This window comes from Streptomyces viridosporus T7A (assembly GCF_008704515.1).
Taxonomy (GTDB): domain Bacteria; phylum Actinomycetota; class Actinomycetes; order Streptomycetales; family Streptomycetaceae; genus Streptomyces; species Streptomyces viridosporus.
On the sequence record NZ_CP023700.1, the window covers coordinates 3,245,018 to 3,264,559 of the forward strand.

Below are 19,542 nucleotides of genomic sequence, written 5' to 3' on the forward strand. Positions count from 1 at the left end.
ACGCCCGGCAGCCGTCCGCAAGGGAGACCGAAAAAGGTCTAGGCCACTGTCCCGCGGAACCGGTGAAACAATCCCCCCATGGCGGAAATCATCCAGAAGGACGGCACCTGGGTCTTCGACGGAGAGGCCCTGCGACTGACCCCCGGGCGGGACAAGAACGTCGGCCTGCTGCGCAGGACCCTGGGTGAACTGGTGGTGCCCCTGCGGGCGTTGGCGGGGATCTCGTTCGAGCAGGGCAAGAAGGCGGGGCGGCTGAGGCTGCGGCTGCGCGACGGCGCCGACCCGCTGCTGCACGTGGCCCGCGGCCGGCTCACCGAGCCGCACGACCCCTACCAGCTGATCGTCGAGTCCGACCGCTACGGGGTCGCCGAGTACGTCGCGGAGGAGGTCCGCAGCGCCCTGCTGCTGGAGCAGGTCCCCTCCACCCCGGTCGCCGAGTACCTGCTGCCCGGCCCGTCCGTGCCGCTGTCGGTGTCCGCCGGGGACGGCACGGCGAGCTTCGACGGCGAGCGCGTCCGCCTGGAGTGGAACTGGAAGACGGAGGAGGCCAAGTCCGCCGCCGGCACCCGCACGCTCGCACTGGCCGACATAGCCGCCGTGGAGTGGCAGCCGTCGGCCGGGCTGGAGAACGGCCACCTCCGCTTCCTCGTGCGGAACGCCCCCACCAAGGCCCCGGCCAAGTACGACCCCAACGCGGTGGAGCTGTGGGGCTTCAAGAAGGACCCGCTGATGGCGCTCGTCGCCGCCGCCGTCCAGGCCCGCCTGCCCCACCCGGCCGCCCGGGACGCCGCCGAGGACGAACGGCCCGCGGCGCCCGGGACCGCGAGCGCGCCCGCCGCGACTCCCGCCCTCGTTCCCACCCCCGCTCCCGCCCCCGCCGCCGAGCACGATCACGACGCCCTGCTGCGCCGGCTGCGGGAACTGGGCGAGCTGCACCGCTCCGGGGTGCTGACGGACGAGGAGTTCGCCCTGGCCAAGCAGGCGGTCCTCAAGCGCATGTAGCGGCCCACCCCGGGCCTCGGGACATCGCGGCAGCCCCCGAGAGACATTTTCCTGCCCGAAATCGGGCACGTTTCTTGCGAAACCGACTCCGGTACCTCAGGATCATCGGGTGCACGACGAACTTGTTGATCATCTGACGCGGTCCACCCCCCTCAGCCGGGGCGAGGCGCTGCGCGTGGTCCAGGACGTGCTCGCCTACTTCGACGAGACGACCGAGGAGTACGTCCGTCGCCGCCACCGCGAGCTGCAGGCCCAGGGTCTGGTGAACGCGACGATCTTCGAACGGATCGAGGCGGACCTCAAATACCGCGCGGTGGCCCCGCCCGAGCTCTCGCTCCGGCAGCTGCGCCGCATCGTCTACGGCTAGGAACTACCCATATGTGCGGAATCGTCGGATACATCGGCAGGCGTGAGGCCGCTCCCCTGCTGCTCGAGGGCCTGCAGCGCCTGGAGTACCGCGGCTACGACTCGGCGGGCGTCGCCGTCACCTCCCCGAAGGCGACCGGCCTGAAGACGGTCAAGGCCAAGGGCCGGGTGCGCGACCTGGAGGCCAAGGTCCCCGCGCGCTTCAAGGGCACCACCGGCATCGCCCACACCCGCTGGGCCACCCACGGCGCCCCGTCCGACGTGAACGCCCACCCGCACCTGGACGCCGAGGGCAAGGTCGCCGTCGTCCACAACGGCATCATCGACAACGCCTCCGACCTGCGCCGCAAGCTGGAGGCGGACGGGGTCGAGTTCCTCTCCGAGACGGACACCGAGGTCCTCACCCACCTGATCGCCCGCTCGGGGGCCGAGAAGCTGGAGGACAAGGTCCGCGAGACCGTGCGCCTCATCGAGGGCACCTACGGCATCGCCGTGCTGCACGCCGACTTCCCGGACCGCATCGTGGTGGCCCGCAACGGCTCGCCCGTCGTGCTCGGCATCGGCGAGAAGGAGATGTTCGTCGCCTCCGACATAGCCGCCCTGGTCGCCCACACCCGGCAGATCGTCACCCTCGACGACGGCGAGATGGCCACCCTCAAGGCCGACGACTTCCGCACGTACACCACCGAGGGCACCCGGACCACCGCCGAGCCGACCACCGTGGAGTGGGAGGCGGCCTCCTACGACATGGGTGGCCACGACACCTACATGCACAAGGAGATCCACGAGCAGGCCGAGGCCGTGGACCGCGTGCTGCGCGGCCGGATCGACGACCGCTTCTCCACCGTGCGCCTGGGCGGCCTGAACCTGGACGCCCGCGAGGCGCGCCGGATCCGCCGCGTGAAGATCCTCGGCTGCGGCACCTCGTACCACGCCGGCATGATCGGCGCGCAGATGATCGAGGAGCTGGCCCGCATCCCCGCCGACGCCGAGCCGGCCTCCGAGTTCCGCTACCGCAACGCGGTCGTCGACCCCGACACCCTGTACGTCGCGGTCTCCCAGTCCGGTGAGACCTACGACGTGCTGGCGGCCGTGCAGGAGCTGAAGCGCAAGGGCGCCCGGGTGCTGGGCGTGGTGAACGTCGTCGGCTCCGCGATCGCCCGCGAGGCGGACGGCGGCATCTACGTGCACGCCGGTCCCGAGGTGTGCGTGGTGTCCACCAAGTGCTTCACCAACACCACGGTCGCCTTCGCCCTGCTCGCCCTGCACCTGGGCCGCACCCGCGACCTGTCCGTGAGCGACGGCAAGCGGATCATCGAGGGGCTGCGCCGACTGCCGGGGCAGATCGCCGAGATCCTGGAGCAGGAGGAGGACGTCAAGAAGCTGGCCCTGCAGTACGCCGAGGCCCGCTCGATGCTCTTCATCGGCCGCGTGCGGGGCTACCCGGTGGCCCGCGAGGCCTCCCTGAAGCTCAAGGAGGTCTCCTACATCCACGCCGAGGCCTATCCGGCCTCCGAGCTCAAGCACGGCCCGCTGGCCCTGATCGAGCCCGCGCTGCCCACGGTCGCGATCGTGCCCGACGACGACCTGCTGGAGAAGAACCGCGCCGCGCTGGAGGAGATCAAGGCCCGCAGCGGCCGGATCCTCGCCGTGGCCCACCGGGAGCAGGAGAAGGCCGACCACACCGTCGTCGTCCCGAAGAACGAGAACGAGCTGGACCCGATCCTCATGGGCATCCCGCTCCAACTCCTCGCCTACCACACGGCGCTGGCCCTGGGCCGGGACATCGACAAGCCGCGCAACCTCGCCAAGTCGGTGACGGTGGAGTAGCACCCCCAGGGGGGCGCGGGGAACCGCGTGAACGCCCCCCGTGCCCACAGGGGCGGAACGACGGAACGGACCCCCGCGCGGCGCGCTCCCGCACGCGGGGGTCCGTCAGCGACTCACGGGACGACGACCACCGGCCGCTTCGCCCGCTTGGCGAGCCGGCCGGCCACCGAGCCGAAGATCCGGCCCGCGATGCCGTGGGTGGAGCCGACCACGATCGCGTCGGCCTCGTACTCCCGGCCCACTTCCTCGAGTTCGTGGCAGATGTCGCCCCCGCGCTCGACCAGGATCCAGGGCACCTCGGTGAGGTGGTCCGCGCAGGCGAGTTCGAGGCCGAGGACCTCGGTGCGGTGGTCCGGGACGTCCACGAAGACCGGGGGCTCGCAGCCCGCCCACACCGTGGTGGGCAACCGGTTGGCGACATGGACGATGATCAGGCCCGAGCCGAGCCGCTGCGCCATGCCGATCGCGTAGGCGAGGGCCCGCTCGCTGGAGGTCGAGCCGTCGAAGCCGACGACCACACCGTGCCGGAACGCGGGATCGCACGCGTGGCGCGACTCCTCCGCCGCCCTGGGATCGGCCGCCGTGGGATCGGCGACCGGCCGCTTGCGGTCCGCGGGTTCGAAGAATTCGTGACCGGCCATGGCTGTCTCGGAGTGGTGATCCTTTGATGGGGACGACAGTGTGCGGCGGAGCTGTGTCCGGGAATCATCTTCCCAACCCCATACCCCCAAGGGTACGGCGGCACGCCTCCTGAGCCCAGATCCCGCGCGCATCGGCCGACGGGCCCCCCGGAGCATGCACGAGGAGGCGCCCGTAACGCAATGGTCGCTGCGCCGTACAGGCGGTTTGCGCGGGGCCCGCCCGGCCGCGAGAGTGGGGCGCCGCGGGCCGCCCGCCCCGGACGCCCGGGCTCCGGCGGGCCGGCCGCGCGGCGGACCGTGACCCGCACCGCGGGGAAGCGGACCGCGTCCGGGTCCGGCCCCCCTTCCCGGGCGACACCGGGTGCCACCGGACGGAGCGGGGGCGCACCGGTCGGCTGACCGGTTTCCGTGCACGCCCCCGTATCTTTTCAGCCAACTTCTGCTCCTCGTGCATCTCCTGCCGTAACCACCCCCCAACCCCCGTTCGACCTGCACGGAAAGGGTCACGGGGGTCCCGTGCACCCTATGGGGATTGGCCACTGCGACGAGGCGCACTTCCCTGCACGGCCCGCGAGTGCAACGCTTCGTGATCGAATGCTTCACGCCAAGTTGCCAAGTCGACAATGTGCCGGATGCCGAACTGGCCACCGGGGCACGGCGGGACGCAGTAGATTCGATCTTGACTGTCTTACGGCGGGGGACTCGTGCAGGACCGAGGGGAAACGTGCAGGAGCGACACAACCGAGGAGCCGCGACCACCGAGGGGGGCTTAGCAGGATGAGCCACGACTCCACTGCCGCGCCGGACATCGCGGCCCGGAAACTCGCCGGGCGACGCCGCAAGGAGATCGTCGCGGTGCTGCTGTTCAGCGGCGGCCCCATTTTCGAGAGTTCCATACCGCTGTCGGTGTTCGGGGTTGACCGCCAGGACGCCGGCGTGCCGCGCTACCGCCTGCTGGTGTGCGGCGGCGAAGAAGGCCCGCTGCGGACCACGGGGGGCCTGGAACTCACCGCACCACACGGGCTGGAGGCGATAGCGAGGGCGGGCACCGTCGTGGTGCCGGCCTGGCGCTCGATCACCTCACCACCGCCCCAGGAGGCGCTCGACGCGCTGCGCCGGGCCCATGAGGAGGGTGCCCGCATCGTCGGGCTGTGCACCGGCGCCTTCGTCCTCGCGGCGGCGGGCCTGCTGGACGGCCGGCCCGCGACCACCCACTGGATGTACGCGCCGACGCTGGCCAAGCGCTATCCGTCGGTGCACGTCGATCCACGGGAGCTGTTCGTGGACGACGGTGACGTGCTGACCTCCGCGGGCACGGCGGCCGGAATCGATCTGTGCCTGCACATCGTGCGCACGGACCACGGCCACGAGGCGGCCGGGGCACTCGCCCGGCGCCTGGTCGTCCCACCGCGCCGCAGCGGCGGCCAGGAGCGCTACCTCGACCGGTCTTTACCGGAGGAGATCGGCGCCGACCCGCTCGCCGAGGTCGTCGCCTGGGCGCTGGAGCACCTCCACGAGCAGTTCGACGTGGAGACGCTGGCGGCCCGCGCGTACATGAGCCGCCGTACGTTCGACCGCCGGTTCCGCTCGCTGACCGGCAGCGCGCCGCTGCAGTGGCTGATCACCCAGCGGGTGCTGCAGGCGCAGCGTCTGCTGGAGACGTCGGACTACTCGGTGGACGAGGTCGCCGGCCGCTGCGGCTTCCGCTCGCCGGTCGCCCTGCGCGGCCACTTCCGGCGCCAGCTCGGCTCGTCCCCGGCCGCCTACCGGGCCGCGTACCGCGCGCGGCGCCCGCAGGCCGACCGGAACCAGGACACCGACGGCACCGCGAACGCCCCGGGAGGCGTCCCGTCCGGCCAGCAGGGGCATCCGGGACTGCCCGGTCATCCGGGGCAGTCCGCCGCCCTGCACCCGGAGCAGCCCCTGCCGCACCAGTCCCGCCGCACCGCGGCGGCGAGCTCCCTGGGCCCGTCCCTGACGGCCTCCGCCTCCCCGGCGGACTCCGGCCGCGAGGCCTACGTCCCGACGCGGGCCGGCGTCCCGGGACAGCGCAGCGCGCCGTGACGTAGACGGCACCGGCGCACACCGGACGGGGCCGGAGGCACCGGCCTCCGGCCCCGTCCGTCCGCGGGACACCGCGCGGACCGCTCGTGTCCACCGGCCCGTGAAACCGCTCCCGCCGCGCCCGGGCACCACCGCCGCCGGGCGCCTCACCACCCGGTTCGATCCGCCCCGGTGCGCCGTAAGGTGAGACACATGAACGATCGCATGGTGTGGATCGACTGCGAGATGACCGGCCTCTCGCTGTCGGACGACGCGCTCATCGAGGTGGCCGCCCTCGTCACCGACTCCGAGCTGAACGTCCTCGGTGAGGGCGTGGACATCGTCATCCGCCCGCCGGAGCGGGCCCTGGAGACGATGCCGGAGGTGGTGCGTCAGATGCACACCGCGTCCGGGCTGCTCGCCGAGCTGCCGGACGGCACGACGCTCGAGGACGCCGAGCAGCAGGTCCTCGCCTATGTGCAAGAGCACGTCAAGGAGCCCGGCAAGGCTCCCCTGTGCGGCAACTCCGTCGGCACGGACCGCGGCTTCCTGCTGCGGGACATGCCGACGCTGGAGGACTACCTGCACTACCGCATCGTGGACGTGTCCAGCGTCAAGGAGCTGGCCCGCCGCTGGTACCCGAAGGCGTACTTCAACAGTCCCGAGAAGAACGGCAACCACCGCGCCCTCGCCGACATCCGCGAGTCCATCGCGGAGCTGCGCTACTACCGGGAGGCCGTCTTCGTCCCGCAGCCGGGGCCCGACTCCGACACCGCGAAGAAGATCGCCGCGAAGCACGTCGTGCCTGCCCAGTAGGCGGATCGGGGGAGATCAGGGGAAGATCGGGGGCGCCGCGCGAAGCCGTGCACGAGCACCCCTTCGGACCCTGTACACTTTTTCTCGGCCGGTCGGGGAAGGAACTCCTCCCGATCGACCGGGCCGTGGTGGGTGTAGCTCAGATGGTAGAGCACCTGGTTGTGGTCCAGGATGTCGCGGGTTCGAGTCCCGTCACTCACCCTCACCGTTCAGCCGGTGATCTCGTATCGAGGTCACCGGCTGAACACGTTTCCGGGCCGTCCGACGGATCCGGGCGGGCCCCGGGGCTCGCCGGAGCCCCGGGATCTCGGGACCCGGAGCCCCGGGACCTCAGGACGAGGCCCGCTCCACCAGTTCCGTGGCCAGCACCACCTGGCTCCGGCCCAGTTCCCGGGAGGCGGGCGGGCGGCGGTCGGCGACCTCGGCGAGCAGCAGGTCGATCATCCTGCGGCCCATCTCCTCTATGGGCTGGCGCACGCTGGTCAGCGGCGGGTCCATGTGCCGGGCGATGGCGGAGTCGTCGTACCCGACCAGGGCCACGTCGTCCGGGATGCGGCGGCCCGCCTCGCGCAGGGCGTGGCGGGCACCGGCCGCGGTGACGTCCGAGGCGGCGAAGACCGCGTCCAGGTCGGGGCGGCGCTCCAGCAGGGCCTCCATCGCGCGCCGGCCCTCGCCCTCGGAGAAGTCGCCGGGCTCGATCAGCAGCTCGTCCACCTCGTGGCCCGCCTCCCGCAGGGCGTCCCGGTAGCCGTCGACGCGCCGCTGGGCGCCGTACACGTCGAGGCGGCCGGTGATGTGGGCGATGGTGCGGCGGCCCCGGCCGATCAGGTGCTCGACGGCCTGGCGGGCACCGCCGTAGTTGTCCGAGTCCACCGAGGTGAGCGTCTCCGCGGCCGACCGGGGACCGCTGATCACCGCCGGGATCTCCAGCTGGGACAGCATGTCGGGCAGCGGGTCGTCGGCGTGCACCGAGACCAGCAGCACCCCGTCCACGCGGTGGGCGGCCAGGTACTGGGCGAGCCGCTGCCGCTCCCGGTCGCTGCCCGCGAAGATCAGCAGCAGCTGCATCTCGGTGTCGGACAGCGCGGCCCCGACGCCCCGGAGCATGTCCGAGAAGTACGGCTCGGCGAAGAACCGGGTCTCCGGCTCGGGGACGACCAGGGCGATGGCGTCCGTGCGGTTGGCGGCCAGGGCGCGGGCGGCGGTGTTCGGGACGTAGCCGAGCTCCGCGACCGCGGCCTCCACGGCGGCCCGGGTGGCGTCGCTCACCCGGGGTGAGCCGTTGATCACCCGGGAGACCGTGCCGCGGCCCACGCCCGCGCGCGCCGCCACCTCTTCAAGGGTGGGCCGGCCGCCGCTCCGGCCCCGCACTCCGTGGCTCGCCATCGGCCCCGCCTTCCCTCGTGTGTCACGCTGGCCTGGAATCTAACAGCCTCGTGGCCGCTCGTGACCGCCGCCGGGAGGGCGGCACACGGACCCCAGGCTTCCGGGGGCGGCCCGGGGGCGTCCAGTTAACAGCCCGATAACTGAACGCACTTTGCCGTGTCTGCTCCCTTGACACCCCCGCCCGGACCCGGGACTCTTCAACACATCACTTGTGGGAGCGCTCCCACAGTACCTGACACATACACAACCCGCACGTTCCCCGCCCGAGCCGCAGCGAGCAAGTCACGGGCCCAACAGAGCCGTTGGCCGGGGGGTCGGCACGTCAGGGCAACAGGAGGACGCAATGCGAGCACGTACCCTCCCCCTCTCTCGGCAGCGCTCGGGCGGGGGGAAGCCCATCGTCCGCAAGGCACTGGCCGTCGCGGCCGTGGTGTCGCTGGGCACCGGGCTGCTGGCCGGCTGCGCCGACGACGGCGGAGACGACTCCGACTCCTCGTCGGGCGGTGAGGGCAGGACGACGGTCACGCTGGGCCTGTTCGGCACCTTCGGCTTCAAGGAGGCCGGCCTGTACGCCGAGTACGAGAAGCTGAACCCCGATATCAAGATCGCTGAGAACGTCATCGAGCGGAACGAGAACTACTACCCCGCCCTCCTCAACCACCTGACCACCAACAGCGGCCTGCAGGACGTCCAGGCCGTCGAGGTCGGCAACATCGCCGAGATCGTCGCCACCCAGGCCGGCAAGCTCGAGGACCTCTCCAAGGCCCCGGGCGTGAAGAAGGACAACTGGCTGGGCTGGAAGTGGCAGCAGGGCACCACCAAGGACGGCCAGACCGTCGGCCTGGGCACCGACATCGGCCCGATGGCGATCTGCTACCGCAAGGACATGTTCGAGAAGGCGGGGCTGCCCACCGACCGCGCGAAGGTCGCCGAGCTGTGGGCCGGCGACTGGGGCAAGTTCGTCGATGCCGGTGAGCAGTACAAGAAGAACGGCCCCAAGGGCACCACCTTCCTGGACTCCCCCGGCGGTCTGATCAACGCCATCCTGAGCAGTGAGGAGGAGAAGTTCTACAACTCCTCCGGCGAGGTGACCTACAAGAGCAACCCGGCCGTCAAGAAGGCCTTCGACCTGACCGCGGAGGCCGCCGAGAAGGGCCTGGTCGGCGCGCAGACGCAGTTCCAGCCGGCCTGGGACCAGACGATCGCCAACAACAAGTTCGCCGCGATCGCCTGCCCGCCGTGGATGCTCGGCTACATCAAGGGCAAGTCGCAGCCGGACGCCGCCGGCAAGTGGGACGTGGCCGTGGCGCCCAGGTCCGGCAACTGGGGCGGCTCCTTCCTGACCGTGCCCAAGAGCGGCAAGAACGTCGAGGAGGCCAAGAAGCTGGTCGCCTGGCTGACCGCGCCCGAGCAGCAGGCGAAGCTGTTCAAGGTGCAGGGCAGCTTCCCGAGCGCCCAGGCCGCCTTCGACAGCCCCGAGGTGACCGGCGCGAAGAACGACATGACCGGGGACTCCCCGATCGGTGAGATCTTCTCCGAGGCCGCCCAGCAGATCCCCGTCCAGCCGATCGGCCCGAAGGACCAGATCATCCAGCAGGGCCTGACGGACAACGGCGTCATCCTGGTGACCAAGGGCAAGTCCCCGGAGGAGGCCTGGGAGACGGCCACCAAGACCATCGACAACAACCTGGACAAGTGACCCGCATGGCCACCCGCTCCGACACCGCCGCGTCCCCCGTCGAGGGGGGCGCGGCCCCGGGCCGTCCGCCCAAGGGCCCCCTGCCCGCGGACAAGGAACGACGACGCCGGGCCAAGCTGTCCCGGCGCTGGCAGCGCGACGTGCGCTGGAGCCCGTACGCGTTCGTCTCCCCCTTCTTCCTGCTGTTCCTCGCCTTCGGCCTGTTCCCGCTGATCTACACCGGCTGGGCCTCGCTGCACCAGGTGGAGCTGACCGCCCCGACCGACATGAACTGGGTGGGGCTGCGCAACTACACCCGGATCTTCGACGACGACTTCTTCTGGAACGCGGCGCAGAACACCCTGACCATCGGCATCATCTCGACCGTTCCGCAGCTGCTGATGGCCATGGGCATCGCCCACATCCTCAACTACAAGCTGCGCGCCTCGACCTTCTACCGGGTCGCGATGCTCGCGCCGTACGCCACCTCGATCGCCGCCGCCTCCCTGGTGTTCGTGCTGCTCTTCGGGCGCGACTACGGCATGATCAACTGGGCGCTGGACTTCGTCGGGATCGACCCGGTCGACTGGCAGGGCGACAAGTGGCCCTCGCAGTTCGCCGTCTCGACGATCATCATCTGGCGCTGGACCGGCTACAACGCGCTGATCTACCTGGCCGCGATGCAGGCGATCCCGCAGGACCTGTACGAGTCGGCGGCGCTGGACGGTGCCAGCCGCTGGCAGCAGTTCCTCCACGTGACGCTGCCCTCGCTGCGCCCGACGATCCTGTTCACCGTGGTGGTCTCCACGATCGGGGCCAGCCAGGTCTTCGGCGAGCCGCTGCTGTTCGACGCCAACAAGGGCGCGTCCGGCGGCGCGGAGCACCAGTTCCAGACCCTCGGCCTGTACCTGTACGAGCAGGGCTGGGTGAACCAGCACCTGGGCCGGGCCTCGGCGATCGCCTGGACGATGTTCCTGATCCTGATCGTCATCGGCATCATCAACCACGTCATCTCGCGCCGGCTGCGCGCCAGCAGTTAAGGAGTGGTGGCCGTGACGACGACTGTGACGCCCCCCGAGACCCCGCCCGTCAAGGAGTCCAAGCGCTCGCGCCTGCCGAAGTCGGCACGGGCCGGCGGAACGCTGCACGGCGGTCCGATCGCGTACGCGATCCTGATCGTGTTCACCCTCGTGTCGCTGTTCCCGCTGGTGTGGACCGCGATCGCCGCCTCCCGGGACAACCAGCGCCTGGCGCAGACCCCGCCGCCGTTCTGGTTCGGTTCCAACCTGTTCAAGAACCTGGAGATCGCCTGGAAGGACGCCAACCTCGGTGAGGCGTTCCTCAACACCACCATCGTGGCGGGTGTCTCGGCGGCGACCATCGTCGTGCTGTCGACGATCGCCGGGTTCGCCTTCGCCAAGCTGCGCTTCAAGGGCCGCAACGCGCTGATGCTGATCGTCATCGGCACGATGATGGTGCCGCCGCAGCTCAGCATCATCCCGCTGTACATGATGGTCGCCAAGCTCGACTGGACCGACCAGCTGCAGGCGGTCATCTTCCCGTCGCTGGTGAGCGCGTTCGGTGTGTTCTTCATGCGGCAGTACCTGCTCCAGGCGCTGCCGGACGAGGTCATCGAGGCCGCCCGGGTCGACGGCGCGAGCAGCTGGCGCGTGGTGTGGCACGTGGTGTTCCCGGCCGCGCGGCCGGCGATGGCCGTGCTCGGCATGCTGATGTTCGTGCAGACCTGGAACGACTTCCTGTGGCCGTTCCTGGTGCTGACCCAGAACGGCAACCCGACCGTGCAGGTCGCCGTCGCGGCCCTCGGCCGCGGCTACACCCCGGACCAGTCCCTGATCATGGCGGGCGCGCTGCTGGGCACGCTGCCCCTGCTGCTGGTCTTCGCGATCTTCGGCAAGCAGATCGTGGGCGGCATCATGCAGGGCGCCGTCAAGGGCTGACGCCCACTCACCTCCGTACCCTCGGGGCCGGGTGACCGCCGTCCCGGCCCCCCTCATCCCCCTTCCGTCATCCGTCGGTCTTCCACGACCTGCTATGGGAGCGCTTCCATGTCTGACTCCGCCACGCCGGCGACCCCGGCGACCTTTCCTCCCGCCTTCCTCTGGGGCGCCGCGACCTCCGCGTACCAGATCGAGGGGGCGGTGCGGGAGGACGGACGTACCCCTTCCATCTGGGACACCTTCAGCCACACGCCGGGCAAGACGGCCGGCGGCGAGACCGGTGACATCGCTGTCGACCACTACCACCGCTACCGCGACGACGTGGCGCTGATGGCGGAGCTGAACCTGAACGCCTACCGCTTCTCCGTCTCCTGGCCCCGGGTGCAGCCCACCGGCCGCGGCCCCGCCGTGCAGCGCGGCCTCGACTTCTACCGCCGTCTGGTGGACGAGCTGCTGGCGCGCGGCATCCAGCCCTCCGTCACCCTCTACCACTGGGACCTGCCGCAGGAGCTGGAGGACGCGGGCGGCTGGCCGGAGCGCGACACCGCGTACCGCTTCGCCGAGTACGCGCAGATCGTCGGCGAGGCGCTCGGCGACCGGGTGGAGAACTGGATCACGCTCAACGAGCCGTGGTGCAGCGCCTTCCTGGGCTACGCCTCCGGGGTGCACGCCCCCGGCCGCACCGACCCGGCGGCCGCGCTGCGGGCCGCCCACCACCTCAACCTGGCGCACGGCCTGGGCACCAAGGCGCTGCGCTCGGTGATGCCGGCCCGCAACTCGGTCGCGCTCAGCCTCAACACCTCGGTGGTGCGGCCCCTCTCGCCCGGCGACCCGGCGGACCGGGCGGCGGCGCGCAAGATCGACGACCTGTCCGGCGGCATCTTCCACGGCCCGGTCCTGCACGGCGCCTACCCGGAGACGCTGCTGGAGGCGACCTCGTCGGTCACCGACTGGTCGTGCATCCAGGACGGCGACCTGGACCTGATCCACCAGCCGCTGGACGCGCTGGGCCTCAACTACTACACGCCCACCCTGGTGTCGGCGGCGGACCCGGACGCGAAGGGCCCGCGCGTCGACGGCCACGGGGCGAGCGACCACTCGCCGTGGCCCGCCGCGGACGACGTCGCCTTCCACCAGGCGCCGGGCGAGCAGACCGAGATGGGCTGGTCCGTCGACCCGACGGGGCTGCACGAGCTGATCATGCGCTACACCCGCGAGGCCCCCGGCCTGCCGCTGCACATCACCGAGAACGGCGCGGCCTACGACGACAAGCCCGGTGCCGACGGCACGGTGCACGACCCGGAGCGCGTCGCCTACCTGCACGGCCACCTCGCGGCGGTCCACCGGGCCATCGCCGACGGCGCGGACGTGCGCGGCTACTTCCTGTGGTCCCTGCTGGACAACTTCGAGTGGGCGTACGGCTACGACAAGCGCTTCGGCGCGGTGTACGTCGACTACGCGACCCAGCAGCGGATCCCGAAGTCCAGTGCCCTGTGGTACGCGCGGGCGGCCGGGTCGGGGACCCTGCCGGAGCCCGAGCGCTTCTGACCCTCCCCGGGAGGGGGCGGGGCGCGGTGCCGCAGGGGGGTGCCGCGCCCCGTACGGGGTCCGGACCTGCCACCGGACCCGCGGGTGCCCCGGCCGGACGGGGAACCGGCCGGGGCACCCGCTCGCCCCGTCGGCGGTGGACCGCGGTGCGGCAGCAGGCCGGCGGTCCGCAAGTCGGACGAAGTTCCCGGTCCGAGGGCCGCCGGTGCTCCCGGGGCCCGTTCGCGGGACGTGTTCAAGGCAGCGAGCGGGAGCGGTGGAAGGCCGGGACCAGCCGGCCGGGCCCGCGCCGGCGCACGGTCCCCCGGTGCCCGCGCCGCCGGGGTGCCCGCTCACGTCCGTCGAGCTGGATCCAGATCCGCACCTCGGTCCCGCCGAGCACCGACGAGCCGATCCGCACGTCCCCGCCGGTCGACTCCGCGAGCCGGCGCACGATGTCCAGGCCGAGCCCGGTCGAGCCGTCGCTGCCCGAGCCCCGGCCGCGGGCCATCGCCGCCTCGGGGTCGGGTATGCCGGGCCCCGCGTCGGAGACGAGCACGATCACCGCGTCGTCGCCGTTGTGCACGTCGACCGCGAAGGCGGTGCCCTCGGGGGTGTGCCGGAAGACGTTGCCCAGCAGGGCGTCGAGGGCGGCGGCCAGATCGGCGCGGGCCACGGGGATGCGCACCGGCCGGTCCGCACCGGCCACCCGCCACTTGCGGCCCTCGTCCTCGGCGAGCGCCGACCAGAACGCCATCCGCTCCCGGACCACCTCGGCCGCGTCGCACCCGGCGCCGGGGCCGGCGGCGGCCGTCTGCGGCTTGGCCTCCCGGGCGGTGCGGATGATGGTGTCCACCTCGCGCTCCAGCTGCTCGACCGCCGCCCGGGTCTGCTCGGCGGCCGGACCGTCGCCGAGGGAGGCGGCGTTCAGCCGCAGCACGGTCAGCGGCGTCCGCAGCCGGTGGGACAGGTCGGCGGCCAGCTCCCGCTCGTTGGCGAGCAGTTGGACGACCTGGTCGGCCATGGAGTTGAACGCCACCGCCGCCAGCCGCAGTTCGGTCGGCCCCTCCTCGGGAACCCGGGCCCCCAGCTTCCCCTCCCCCAGTTCGTGCGCCCCCTCCACCAGCCGCCGGGCGGGCCGCACCATCCGCACGCCCAGCCGGTCGGCGACCGCGACCGAGCCGAGGATCAGCGCGGTCCCGACCGCCGCGAGCACCGCCCAGGCCGTGCCGACGCCGTTGGTGACCTCGGACTCGGGGACGAACACCTCGACCACGGCGATCTCGCCGGTGCTGAGCGCGACCGGCTGGAGCAGGGCCGAGCCGCCGGGGACCGCGGAGGTGGAGGCGCGCCCCAGTTCCCGCACCGCCGCGATGTCCTCGGCGGCGGTCCGCCGGCGTCCTATCTCGAGGGCCTCGCTCCCGTCGCCGGCCGGGATGTGCACGGCCACGGCGGTGTCGGAGCCGGTGGAGGCGACGACCCGCTCGAGCTGGTCGCGGTCGGTGGTGATGGACAGCGCGGGGGCGAGGGCCGCCGCCTCCCGTTCGGCGTTGGAGAAGGCGCGGTCGCGGGCCATCTCCCGGATGACCAGCCCGAGCGGTACCGCGAACGCGATCACGACCATCGCGGTCACCGCCAGCGACACCTTCACCAACGCCCATCTCATCGCGGCGGCTCCCCTCCGGGCGCGGGGGCGGCGGGCGGCTCCAGCTTCACGCCGACGCCCCGCAGGGTGTGCAGATAGCGGGGCCGGGCGGCGGTCTCCCCCAACTTCCGCCGCAGCCAGGACAGGTGGACGTCGATGGTCTGGTCGTCGCCGTAGGACTGCTGCCACACCTCGGCGAGCAGTTCCCTGCGGGACACCACCACGCCGGGCCGCCCGGCCAGGAAGGCGAGCAGGTCGAACTCACGCCGGGTCAGGTCGAGCCGCGAGCCGTCCAGTTCGGCCTGGCGGCGCAGCGGGTCGACGGTCAGTCCGCCGACCCGGAGCACGGGGGACGGCGCGCTCTCCCCGCCGCCGGACCGGGCCCGGCGCAGCACGGCGGCCATCCGTGCCGAGAGGTGTTCCACCGAGAAGGGCTTGGTCAGGTAGTCGTCCGCACCGGCGTTCAGCAGCCGCACGATCTCCGTCTCGTCGTCCCGGGCGGTGGCGACGATCACCGGCACGTCCGTGATCCCGCGCAGCATCTTCAGGGCCTCGGACCCGTCCAGATCGGGCAGTCCGAGGTCCAGGACCACCACGTCGAAGCGGAAGTGGGCGACCTCGCGCAGCGCCTCCAGCGCCGTGCCGACGCTGCGCACGGTGTGCGAGGCGTCGGTCAGCTGCCGGATCAGCGCCGAGCGGACGAACTGGTCGTCCTCGACCACGAGAACACTTGCCATGGGCGGCACCGTACGCCATGCCGGGCGGGCCTCGTGCGGGCCTGTGGACAACTCCGGACGCCCCCGCGGGCGCGACACCGGTGGGGCGGGTGGGGCAAGATGGGCCGACGATGCGCAGAGGACTCGTACACGTGCTGGCCTGGCTGCTCGCCACGGGCGCGGCGGTCACCCTGTCGTGGTGGGGCGTCCACACGGTGATGGCGGGCACCGCCTACGACCCGCCCCGCGCCCTGCCCGTCGCGGCGGCCGACGCGACCGCCCGGGAGTCGGATCCGGTGTCGTCCTCGACGCGGCGGCCGTCGGACACCCCGGCCTCCGAGGTCCCGGGGAAGCCGTCCCCGACGCCGAGCGGGACGGCCGGCGAACCGGCCCCCGAGCCCTCGCGGACCACCCCCACGCACTCCCCCGCCTCCTCCCCCGCCCCTGCCCCCGCCACCACCGCCCCCGGCCGGGTGAGGAGTTACGACACCGACGGCGGGCGGGCGGTCTTCGACCTCGGCGAGACCTCCGCGTCCCTGGTGTCGGCGACGCCGGCGGCGGACTGGTCGATGCAGGTGTGGAAGACGGAGTCGTGGATCCGGGTGGAGTTCGCCTCGGGCGCGGACCGGGTGTCGGTCTTCTGCACCTGGCACGACGGCCCGCCGCGCGTGGAGATCGGGAACTACTGACCGGGACCGGCGCCGCTCACCGGAACACCGAGGGGGGCGGCGCGGGCGAGGCCACCGCCGCCAGGTCGGTCACCGGGGCCGCCCCGCCGGTGAAGTCCGCGAGTTCCCTGCCGTGCTGGACCCGGCCCGGGTGCGGGTCGCAGGCGGCGCGGCGGGTCAGCTCGGCGATCGGCAGGGGCGCGTCGGAGGCGACCAGGACGGCGTTGCCGAAGCGCTTGCCGCGCAGCACCGCGGGGTCGGCGATCAGCGCGAGTTCGGCGAACCGGGCGGCCGCGGTGGCGATCTGGCCGCGCAGATGCGCGAGCGGCGGCCCGTCGGCGAGGTTGGCGGCGTAGACCCCGCCGGGTCCGAGCACCCGGCGGACGTCGTCGAGGAACTCGGTCGAGGTCAGGTGGGCCGGTGTCCGGGCCCCGCTGAAGACGTCGGCGACGACGAGGCCGGCCCATCCGTCCGGCACCTTGGCGAGCCCTTCCCGGGCGTCCGCCGAGCGCACCCGGATCCGTGCCCCGGGGTCCAGCGGCAGCTCGCGGCGGACCAGGCGCACCAGCGCCGCGTCCCGCTCGACGACCTGCTGGGTGGAGCGGGGGCGGGTGGCGGCGACGTACCGGGCGAGGGTGAACGCGCCGCCGCCGAGGTGCACGGCGTGCACCGGCTTGCCGGGCGGGGCGAAGAGGTCGACGACGTGGCCGAACCGGCGCTGGTACTCGAAGGAGAGGTGGGCGGGGTCGTCCAGGTCGACGTGCGACTGCGGGGCCCCGTCGACCAGCAGCGTCCAGGCCCGCGACCGCTCCCGGTCGGGGACGAGCTGGGCGAGTCCCCCGTCGACGCTCTCGGTGACGGCTTCGGCGGCGGCCCGCCGGCGCCCGGGGTTCCTGGACCTTCCCATGGGGACATTGTCCCAGGCGTCCACCGTCGGCCGGACGGGGTCCGTCAGCAGCAGCGGTCCGCCGCCTCGATCAGTCGCTGGGCCTCGTCCAGGGCCGCCCGCAGTACCGCGGGGTCCGTCGCCGGGTCCGCCTCCCCGGGGGGCACCAGCCAGTACGAGCCCTCCACCGGCGGCCCGGGGGAGGGCCGCAGCCCGCGGCCGTCGGTCTCCGTACAGGTGCTGCCCGGCACGTCCCACGCGGCGGCCGTCCCCGGCGGGACCAGGAAGCCGAGCGTGTCGCCACCGTCGTCGTGCAGGACGGGCCCCACCGCTTCACCGGCACCGCGCCGCAGGATGTCGACCGCCTCCAGACCCTGCCGCGCGGGAACCGTGACCACGTCGCACCCGGGGGCTTCGAAGGGCGGTGCGCCGCCTGCCGCGGCCGCCCCGCGTCCGGTCGCCGGCGCGCCCGGCGGTGCGCTCGACGCCGCACCCGGCGGCGTCAGAGGATCGCTGCTCTGGCTGGTCACCATCCCGGCCTCCACCACACACATTCCTGCCTGAACACGAGCGGGTCGGGAGTCGGGGGCCTCCCGGTCCACGGGGTTCAACGCGCCGGGCCGTCAACGGCAACGGTGAAAGTGCGCCGCAAAGGATGGCAGATCATGGCGGATCGCGGATGAGATATCCGGTTTGTGGCCAAACTCCGCGTGGCGGATCCGTCACAGCCGGTACGTTCTTGCCCGCCGGAAACAGGGCGACACTTCGACAACCGGACAACTCGCCTCGAAACCGGCATGGTTCGACGGTTCGCAGAGAGGACCCGGCCATGGCGTCGTCAACGGTGCCCTCGTCCCAGCCCGACCGGCCACCCCGGCCCAACCTCGTCTTCCGGCAACTGCGCGGACCGCGCTCGCCGGCCGAGTTCGCCGCGGCGGTCCGCCGGGCCGCCCGCGAGATCGGTGAGCGGGTCAGCTGTGACGCGCGGTACGTGCACCGGGTGGAGGCGGGCGAGATCCGCTGTCCCAACTACGCCTATGAACGGGTGTTCCTGCACATGTTCCCCGGCCGCACGCTGACCGACCTGGGCTTCGCGCCCCGTTCGTCGGTCCGCGGACGCCGGGCCCGGGAGACCGGGAACACGCCTTCGGCGCGCCCCGGACGCCCGGCGGACGCCACGGGTGAGACACGCGTGGCGGACGAGCCGTATGACACACAGGACCGGTACGACACGTACACCACGTACGACACGCACGACCAAGAGGAGAGCGACGTGCTGCGTCGCGCATTCATGACCGGCGGAGGCGCCACGGTGGCCGCCGCCTCACTGGGCCCTCTCGGGTTCGCCCCGGACGCCTCGACGGCACAGCGCGCCGTGCGCCGCGCCGGGGAGAGCGACGCGGGCGCGCTGGAGGAGGCCGTCCGCCGGATCCGGCTGCTGGACGACCGGCACGGGGCGGACGGCCTCTACCGGCGCGCGGCGGCCCCCCTGCGCGCCGCCTACGCGTTGCTGGACGCCGGCGCGACCCGGCAGCGGACGGCGGACCGGCTCTACGCGGGCGCCGGTGAACTGGCCATCTCGGTGGGCTGGCTGGCCCACGACTCGGGCCGCTTCGACGACGCGCGCTCGCACTACGCGGAGGCGCTGGCGACCGCGCGGGTGACCGGGGATCCGGGCCTGGAGGCGCACGCCTTCTGCAACACGGCGTTCCTCGCGCGGGACGCGGGCCGGCCCCGGGAGGCGGTGCGGGCGGCGCAGGCCGCACAGCGGGTGGCGCGGCCGCTCGGCTCGCCGCGGCTGATGTCGCTGCTGGCGCTGCGCGAGGCGGGCGGCTGGGCCGGGCTCGCCGACCGGGCGGGCTGCGAGCAGGCCCTGGCTCGGGCCCAGGCCTACTTCGACCGCGGGCCCTCGGAGGCGGACCCGGAGTGGATGAGCTTCTATGGGGAGGCCGAGCTGGAGGGCCTGGAGGCGCAGTGCTGGTCGACCCTGGGCGACTGGCCGCGCGCCGCCCGGCACGCGCGGCGGGCGGCGGAGCTCCAGGACCCGCACTTCACCCGCAACATCGCCCTGTACACGGCCGAGCTGGCGGACGACCTGGCCCGCGGCGGACGCCCCGACGAGGCGGCCCGGGCCGGGATGCGGGTGCTGGACCTGCTGACCGAGGTCCAGTCGTCCCGGGTCCAGACGATGCTGGCGGGCACGTCCCGCGTCCTGCTCCCGCACCGCCGCGCCTCGGACGTGTCGGCGTTCCTGGACCGCCACGCCTCGTTCCCCCGCGCGGTCTGAGCGTCCGCGCGGTGTGAACGGCCGCGCGGTGTGAGCGGTCACACGCGGTCCGAGCGGCCACGAGCGGTGCAGGGAACCGCGCGGTGCGGGGGG

General features: G+C 72.7%; 17 protein-coding genes and 1 tRNA gene. 12 read left to right on the top strand and 6 right to left on the bottom strand.

Going from position 1 to position 19,542, the window contains the following annotated elements; genetic code table 11:
• Positions 1-78 precede the first annotated feature (78 nt).
• The 3 genes from CP969_RS15020 to glmS all read left to right on the top strand — a co-directional run bounded on the left by CP969_RS15020 (position 79) and on the right by glmS (position 3,198).
• Complete coding sequence (locus CP969_RS15020; protein WP_016826153.1) at positions 79-1,002, top strand: DUF4429 domain-containing protein; 924 nt, start codon at positions 79-81, stop codon at positions 1,000-1,002.
• 109 nt (positions 1,003-1,111) lie between these two features.
• Entirely contained in the window at positions 1,112-1,369 is a 258-nt protein-coding gene (locus CP969_RS15025) for a hypothetical protein (RefSeq protein WP_004987724.1), read from the top strand.
• Between the two features lie 11 nt (positions 1,370-1,380).
• Positions 1,381-3,198, top strand: a complete 1,818-nt coding sequence (gene glmS / locus CP969_RS15030) for a glutamine--fructose-6-phosphate transaminase (isomerizing) (protein ID WP_004987722.1) — start codon at positions 1,381-1,383, stop codon at positions 3,196-3,198.
• 113 nt (positions 3,199-3,311) lie between these two features.
• On the opposite strand, the gene CP969_RS15035 is transcribed toward glmS, so the two are convergent.
• Positions 3,312-3,839, bottom strand: a complete 528-nt coding sequence (locus CP969_RS15035; RefSeq protein WP_004987720.1) for a universal stress protein — start codon at positions 3,837-3,839, stop codon at positions 3,312-3,314.
• Positions 3,840-4,616: 777 nt separating this feature from the next.
• On the opposite strand from CP969_RS15035, the gene CP969_RS15040 reads away from it, so the two are divergent.
• The 3 genes from CP969_RS15040 (at position 4,617) to CP969_RS15050 (ending at position 6,899) form a co-directional block, all read left to right on the top strand.
• Positions 4,617-5,903 carry a GlxA family transcriptional regulator gene (locus CP969_RS15040; RefSeq protein WP_004987717.1) on the top strand — a complete coding sequence of 429 codons (1,287 nt, stop codon included), beginning with the start codon at positions 4,617-4,619 and terminating at the stop codon, positions 5,901-5,903.
• Positions 5,904-6,095: 192 nt separating this feature from the next.
• The gene (orn, locus tag CP969_RS15045) at positions 6,096-6,698 is read left to right on the top strand and encodes an oligoribonuclease (RefSeq protein WP_026085162.1); all 603 of its coding nucleotides are present in this window, start codon (positions 6,096-6,098) and stop codon (positions 6,696-6,698) included.
• A 128-nt stretch (positions 6,699-6,826) separates the two neighbouring features.
• A tRNA-His gene (locus CP969_RS15050) sits at positions 6,827-6,899 on the top strand.
• A 129-nt stretch (positions 6,900-7,028) separates the two neighbouring features.
• Here CP969_RS15050 and CP969_RS15055 read toward each other — a convergent pair.
• On the bottom strand, positions 7,029-8,084 hold the full coding sequence (locus tag CP969_RS15055) for a LacI family DNA-binding transcriptional regulator (protein WP_004987714.1): 1,056 nt from the start codon (positions 8,082-8,084) through the stop codon (positions 7,029-7,031).
• 343 nt (positions 8,085-8,427) lie between these two features.
• Here CP969_RS15055 and CP969_RS15060 point away from each other — a divergent pair, with 343 nt between their 5' ends.
• From CP969_RS15060 to CP969_RS15075, 4 genes are all read left to right on the top strand, one after another.
• Entirely contained in the window at positions 8,428-9,783 is a 1,356-nt protein-coding gene (locus tag CP969_RS15060) for an ABC transporter substrate-binding protein (RefSeq protein ID WP_016826150.1), read from the top strand.
• A 5-nt stretch (positions 9,784-9,788) separates the two neighbouring features.
• Positions 9,789-10,802 (top strand): carbohydrate ABC transporter permease, encoded by a 1,014-nt coding sequence (locus tag CP969_RS15065; protein WP_026085161.1) that lies wholly within the window; start codon positions 9,789-9,791, stop codon positions 10,800-10,802.
• Positions 10,803-10,814: 12 nt separating this feature from the next.
• The gene (locus CP969_RS15070) at positions 10,815-11,720 is read left to right on the top strand and encodes a carbohydrate ABC transporter permease (protein ID WP_026085160.1); all 906 of its coding nucleotides are present in this window, start codon (positions 10,815-10,817) and stop codon (positions 11,718-11,720) included.
• Positions 11,721-11,828: 108 nt separating this feature from the next.
• A complete protein-coding gene (locus CP969_RS15075; protein WP_016826147.1) occupies positions 11,829-13,268 on the top strand; it encodes a GH1 family beta-glucosidase in 1,440 nt (479 codons plus the stop codon).
• A 235-nt stretch (positions 13,269-13,503) separates the two neighbouring features.
• Here CP969_RS15075 and CP969_RS15080 read toward each other — a convergent pair whose 3' ends face one another.
• The gene (locus tag CP969_RS15080; protein ID WP_150474933.1) at positions 13,504-14,913 is read right to left on the bottom strand and encodes a sensor histidine kinase; all 1,410 of its coding nucleotides are present in this window, start codon (positions 14,911-14,913) and stop codon (positions 13,504-13,506) included.
• On the bottom strand, positions 14,910-15,629 hold the full coding sequence (locus CP969_RS15085; protein WP_171817500.1) for a response regulator transcription factor: 720 nt from the start codon (positions 15,627-15,629) through the stop codon (positions 14,910-14,912). Before CP969_RS15085 ends, CP969_RS15080 begins: the two co-directional genes overlap by 4 nt.
• 110 nt (positions 15,630-15,739) lie before the next feature.
• Between CP969_RS15085 and CP969_RS15090 the strand changes: the two genes are divergently transcribed.
• The gene (locus CP969_RS15090; protein WP_026085158.1) at positions 15,740-16,297 is read left to right on the top strand and encodes a hypothetical protein; all 558 of its coding nucleotides are present in this window, start codon (positions 15,740-15,742) and stop codon (positions 16,295-16,297) included.
• A gap of 16 nt (positions 16,298-16,313) precedes the next feature.
• On the opposite strand, the gene CP969_RS15095 is transcribed toward CP969_RS15090, so the two are convergent.
• Entirely contained in the window at positions 16,314-17,183 is an 870-nt protein-coding gene (locus CP969_RS15095; RefSeq protein ID WP_004987697.1) for a spermidine synthase, read from the bottom strand.
• A 44-nt stretch (positions 17,184-17,227) separates the two neighbouring features.
• Positions 17,228-17,695 (bottom strand): hypothetical protein, encoded by a 468-nt coding sequence (locus CP969_RS15100; protein ID WP_039831629.1) that lies wholly within the window; start codon positions 17,693-17,695, stop codon positions 17,228-17,230.
• Positions 17,696-17,991: 296 nt separating this feature from the next.
• Here CP969_RS15100 and CP969_RS15105 point away from each other — a divergent pair, with 296 nt between their 5' ends.
• Positions 17,992-19,449, top strand: coding sequence for a hypothetical protein (locus tag CP969_RS15105; protein ID WP_026085156.1), 1,458 nt, complete (start codon positions 17,992-17,994; stop codon positions 19,447-19,449).
• The last annotated feature ends 93 nt before the right edge of the window (positions 19,450-19,542 follow it).

Excerpts from the sequence above, each read along its gene's own strand:
- CP969_RS15020 (WP_016826153.1), top strand. The coding sequence starts at position 79 with ATGGCGGAAATCATCCAGAAGGACGGCACCTGGGTCTTCGACGGAGAG.
- glmS (WP_004987722.1), top strand. The coding sequence starts at position 1,381 with ATGTGCGGAATCGTCGGATACATCGGCAGGCGTGAGGCCGCTCCCCTG.
- CP969_RS15035 (WP_004987720.1), bottom strand. The coding sequence starts at position 3,839 with ATGGCCGGTCACGAATTCTTCGAACCCGCGGACCGCAAGCGGCCGGTC.
- CP969_RS15040 (WP_004987717.1), top strand. The coding sequence starts at position 4,617 with ATGAGCCACGACTCCACTGCCGCGCCGGACATCGCGGCCCGGAAACTC.
- orn (WP_026085162.1), top strand. The coding sequence starts at position 6,096 with ATGAACGATCGCATGGTGTGGATCGACTGCGAGATGACCGGCCTCTCG.
- CP969_RS15055 (WP_004987714.1), bottom strand. The coding sequence starts at position 8,084 with ATGGCGAGCCACGGAGTGCGGGGCCGGAGCGGCGGCCGGCCCACCCTT.
- CP969_RS15060 (WP_016826150.1), top strand. The coding sequence starts at position 8,428 with ATGCGAGCACGTACCCTCCCCCTCTCTCGGCAGCGCTCGGGCGGGGGG.
- CP969_RS15065 (WP_026085161.1), top strand. The coding sequence starts at position 9,789 with ATGGCCACCCGCTCCGACACCGCCGCGTCCCCCGTCGAGGGGGGCGCG.
- CP969_RS15075 (WP_016826147.1), top strand. The coding sequence starts at position 11,829 with ATGTCTGACTCCGCCACGCCGGCGACCCCGGCGACCTTTCCTCCCGCC.
- CP969_RS15080 (WP_150474933.1), bottom strand. The coding sequence starts at position 14,913 with ATGAGATGGGCGTTGGTGAAGGTGTCGCTGGCGGTGACCGCGATGGTC.
- CP969_RS15085 (WP_171817500.1), bottom strand. The coding sequence starts at position 15,629 with ATGGCAAGTGTTCTCGTGGTCGAGGACGACCAGTTCGTCCGCTCGGCG.
- CP969_RS15090 (WP_026085158.1), top strand. The coding sequence starts at position 15,740 with ATGCGCAGAGGACTCGTACACGTGCTGGCCTGGCTGCTCGCCACGGGC.
- CP969_RS15095 (WP_004987697.1), bottom strand. The coding sequence starts at position 17,183 with ATGGGAAGGTCCAGGAACCCCGGGCGCCGGCGGGCCGCCGCCGAAGCC.
- CP969_RS15100 (WP_039831629.1), bottom strand. The coding sequence starts at position 17,695 with ATGGTGACCAGCCAGAGCAGCGATCCTCTGACGCCGCCGGGTGCGGCG.
- CP969_RS15105 (WP_026085156.1), top strand. The coding sequence starts at position 17,992 with ATGGCGTCGTCAACGGTGCCCTCGTCCCAGCCCGACCGGCCACCCCGG.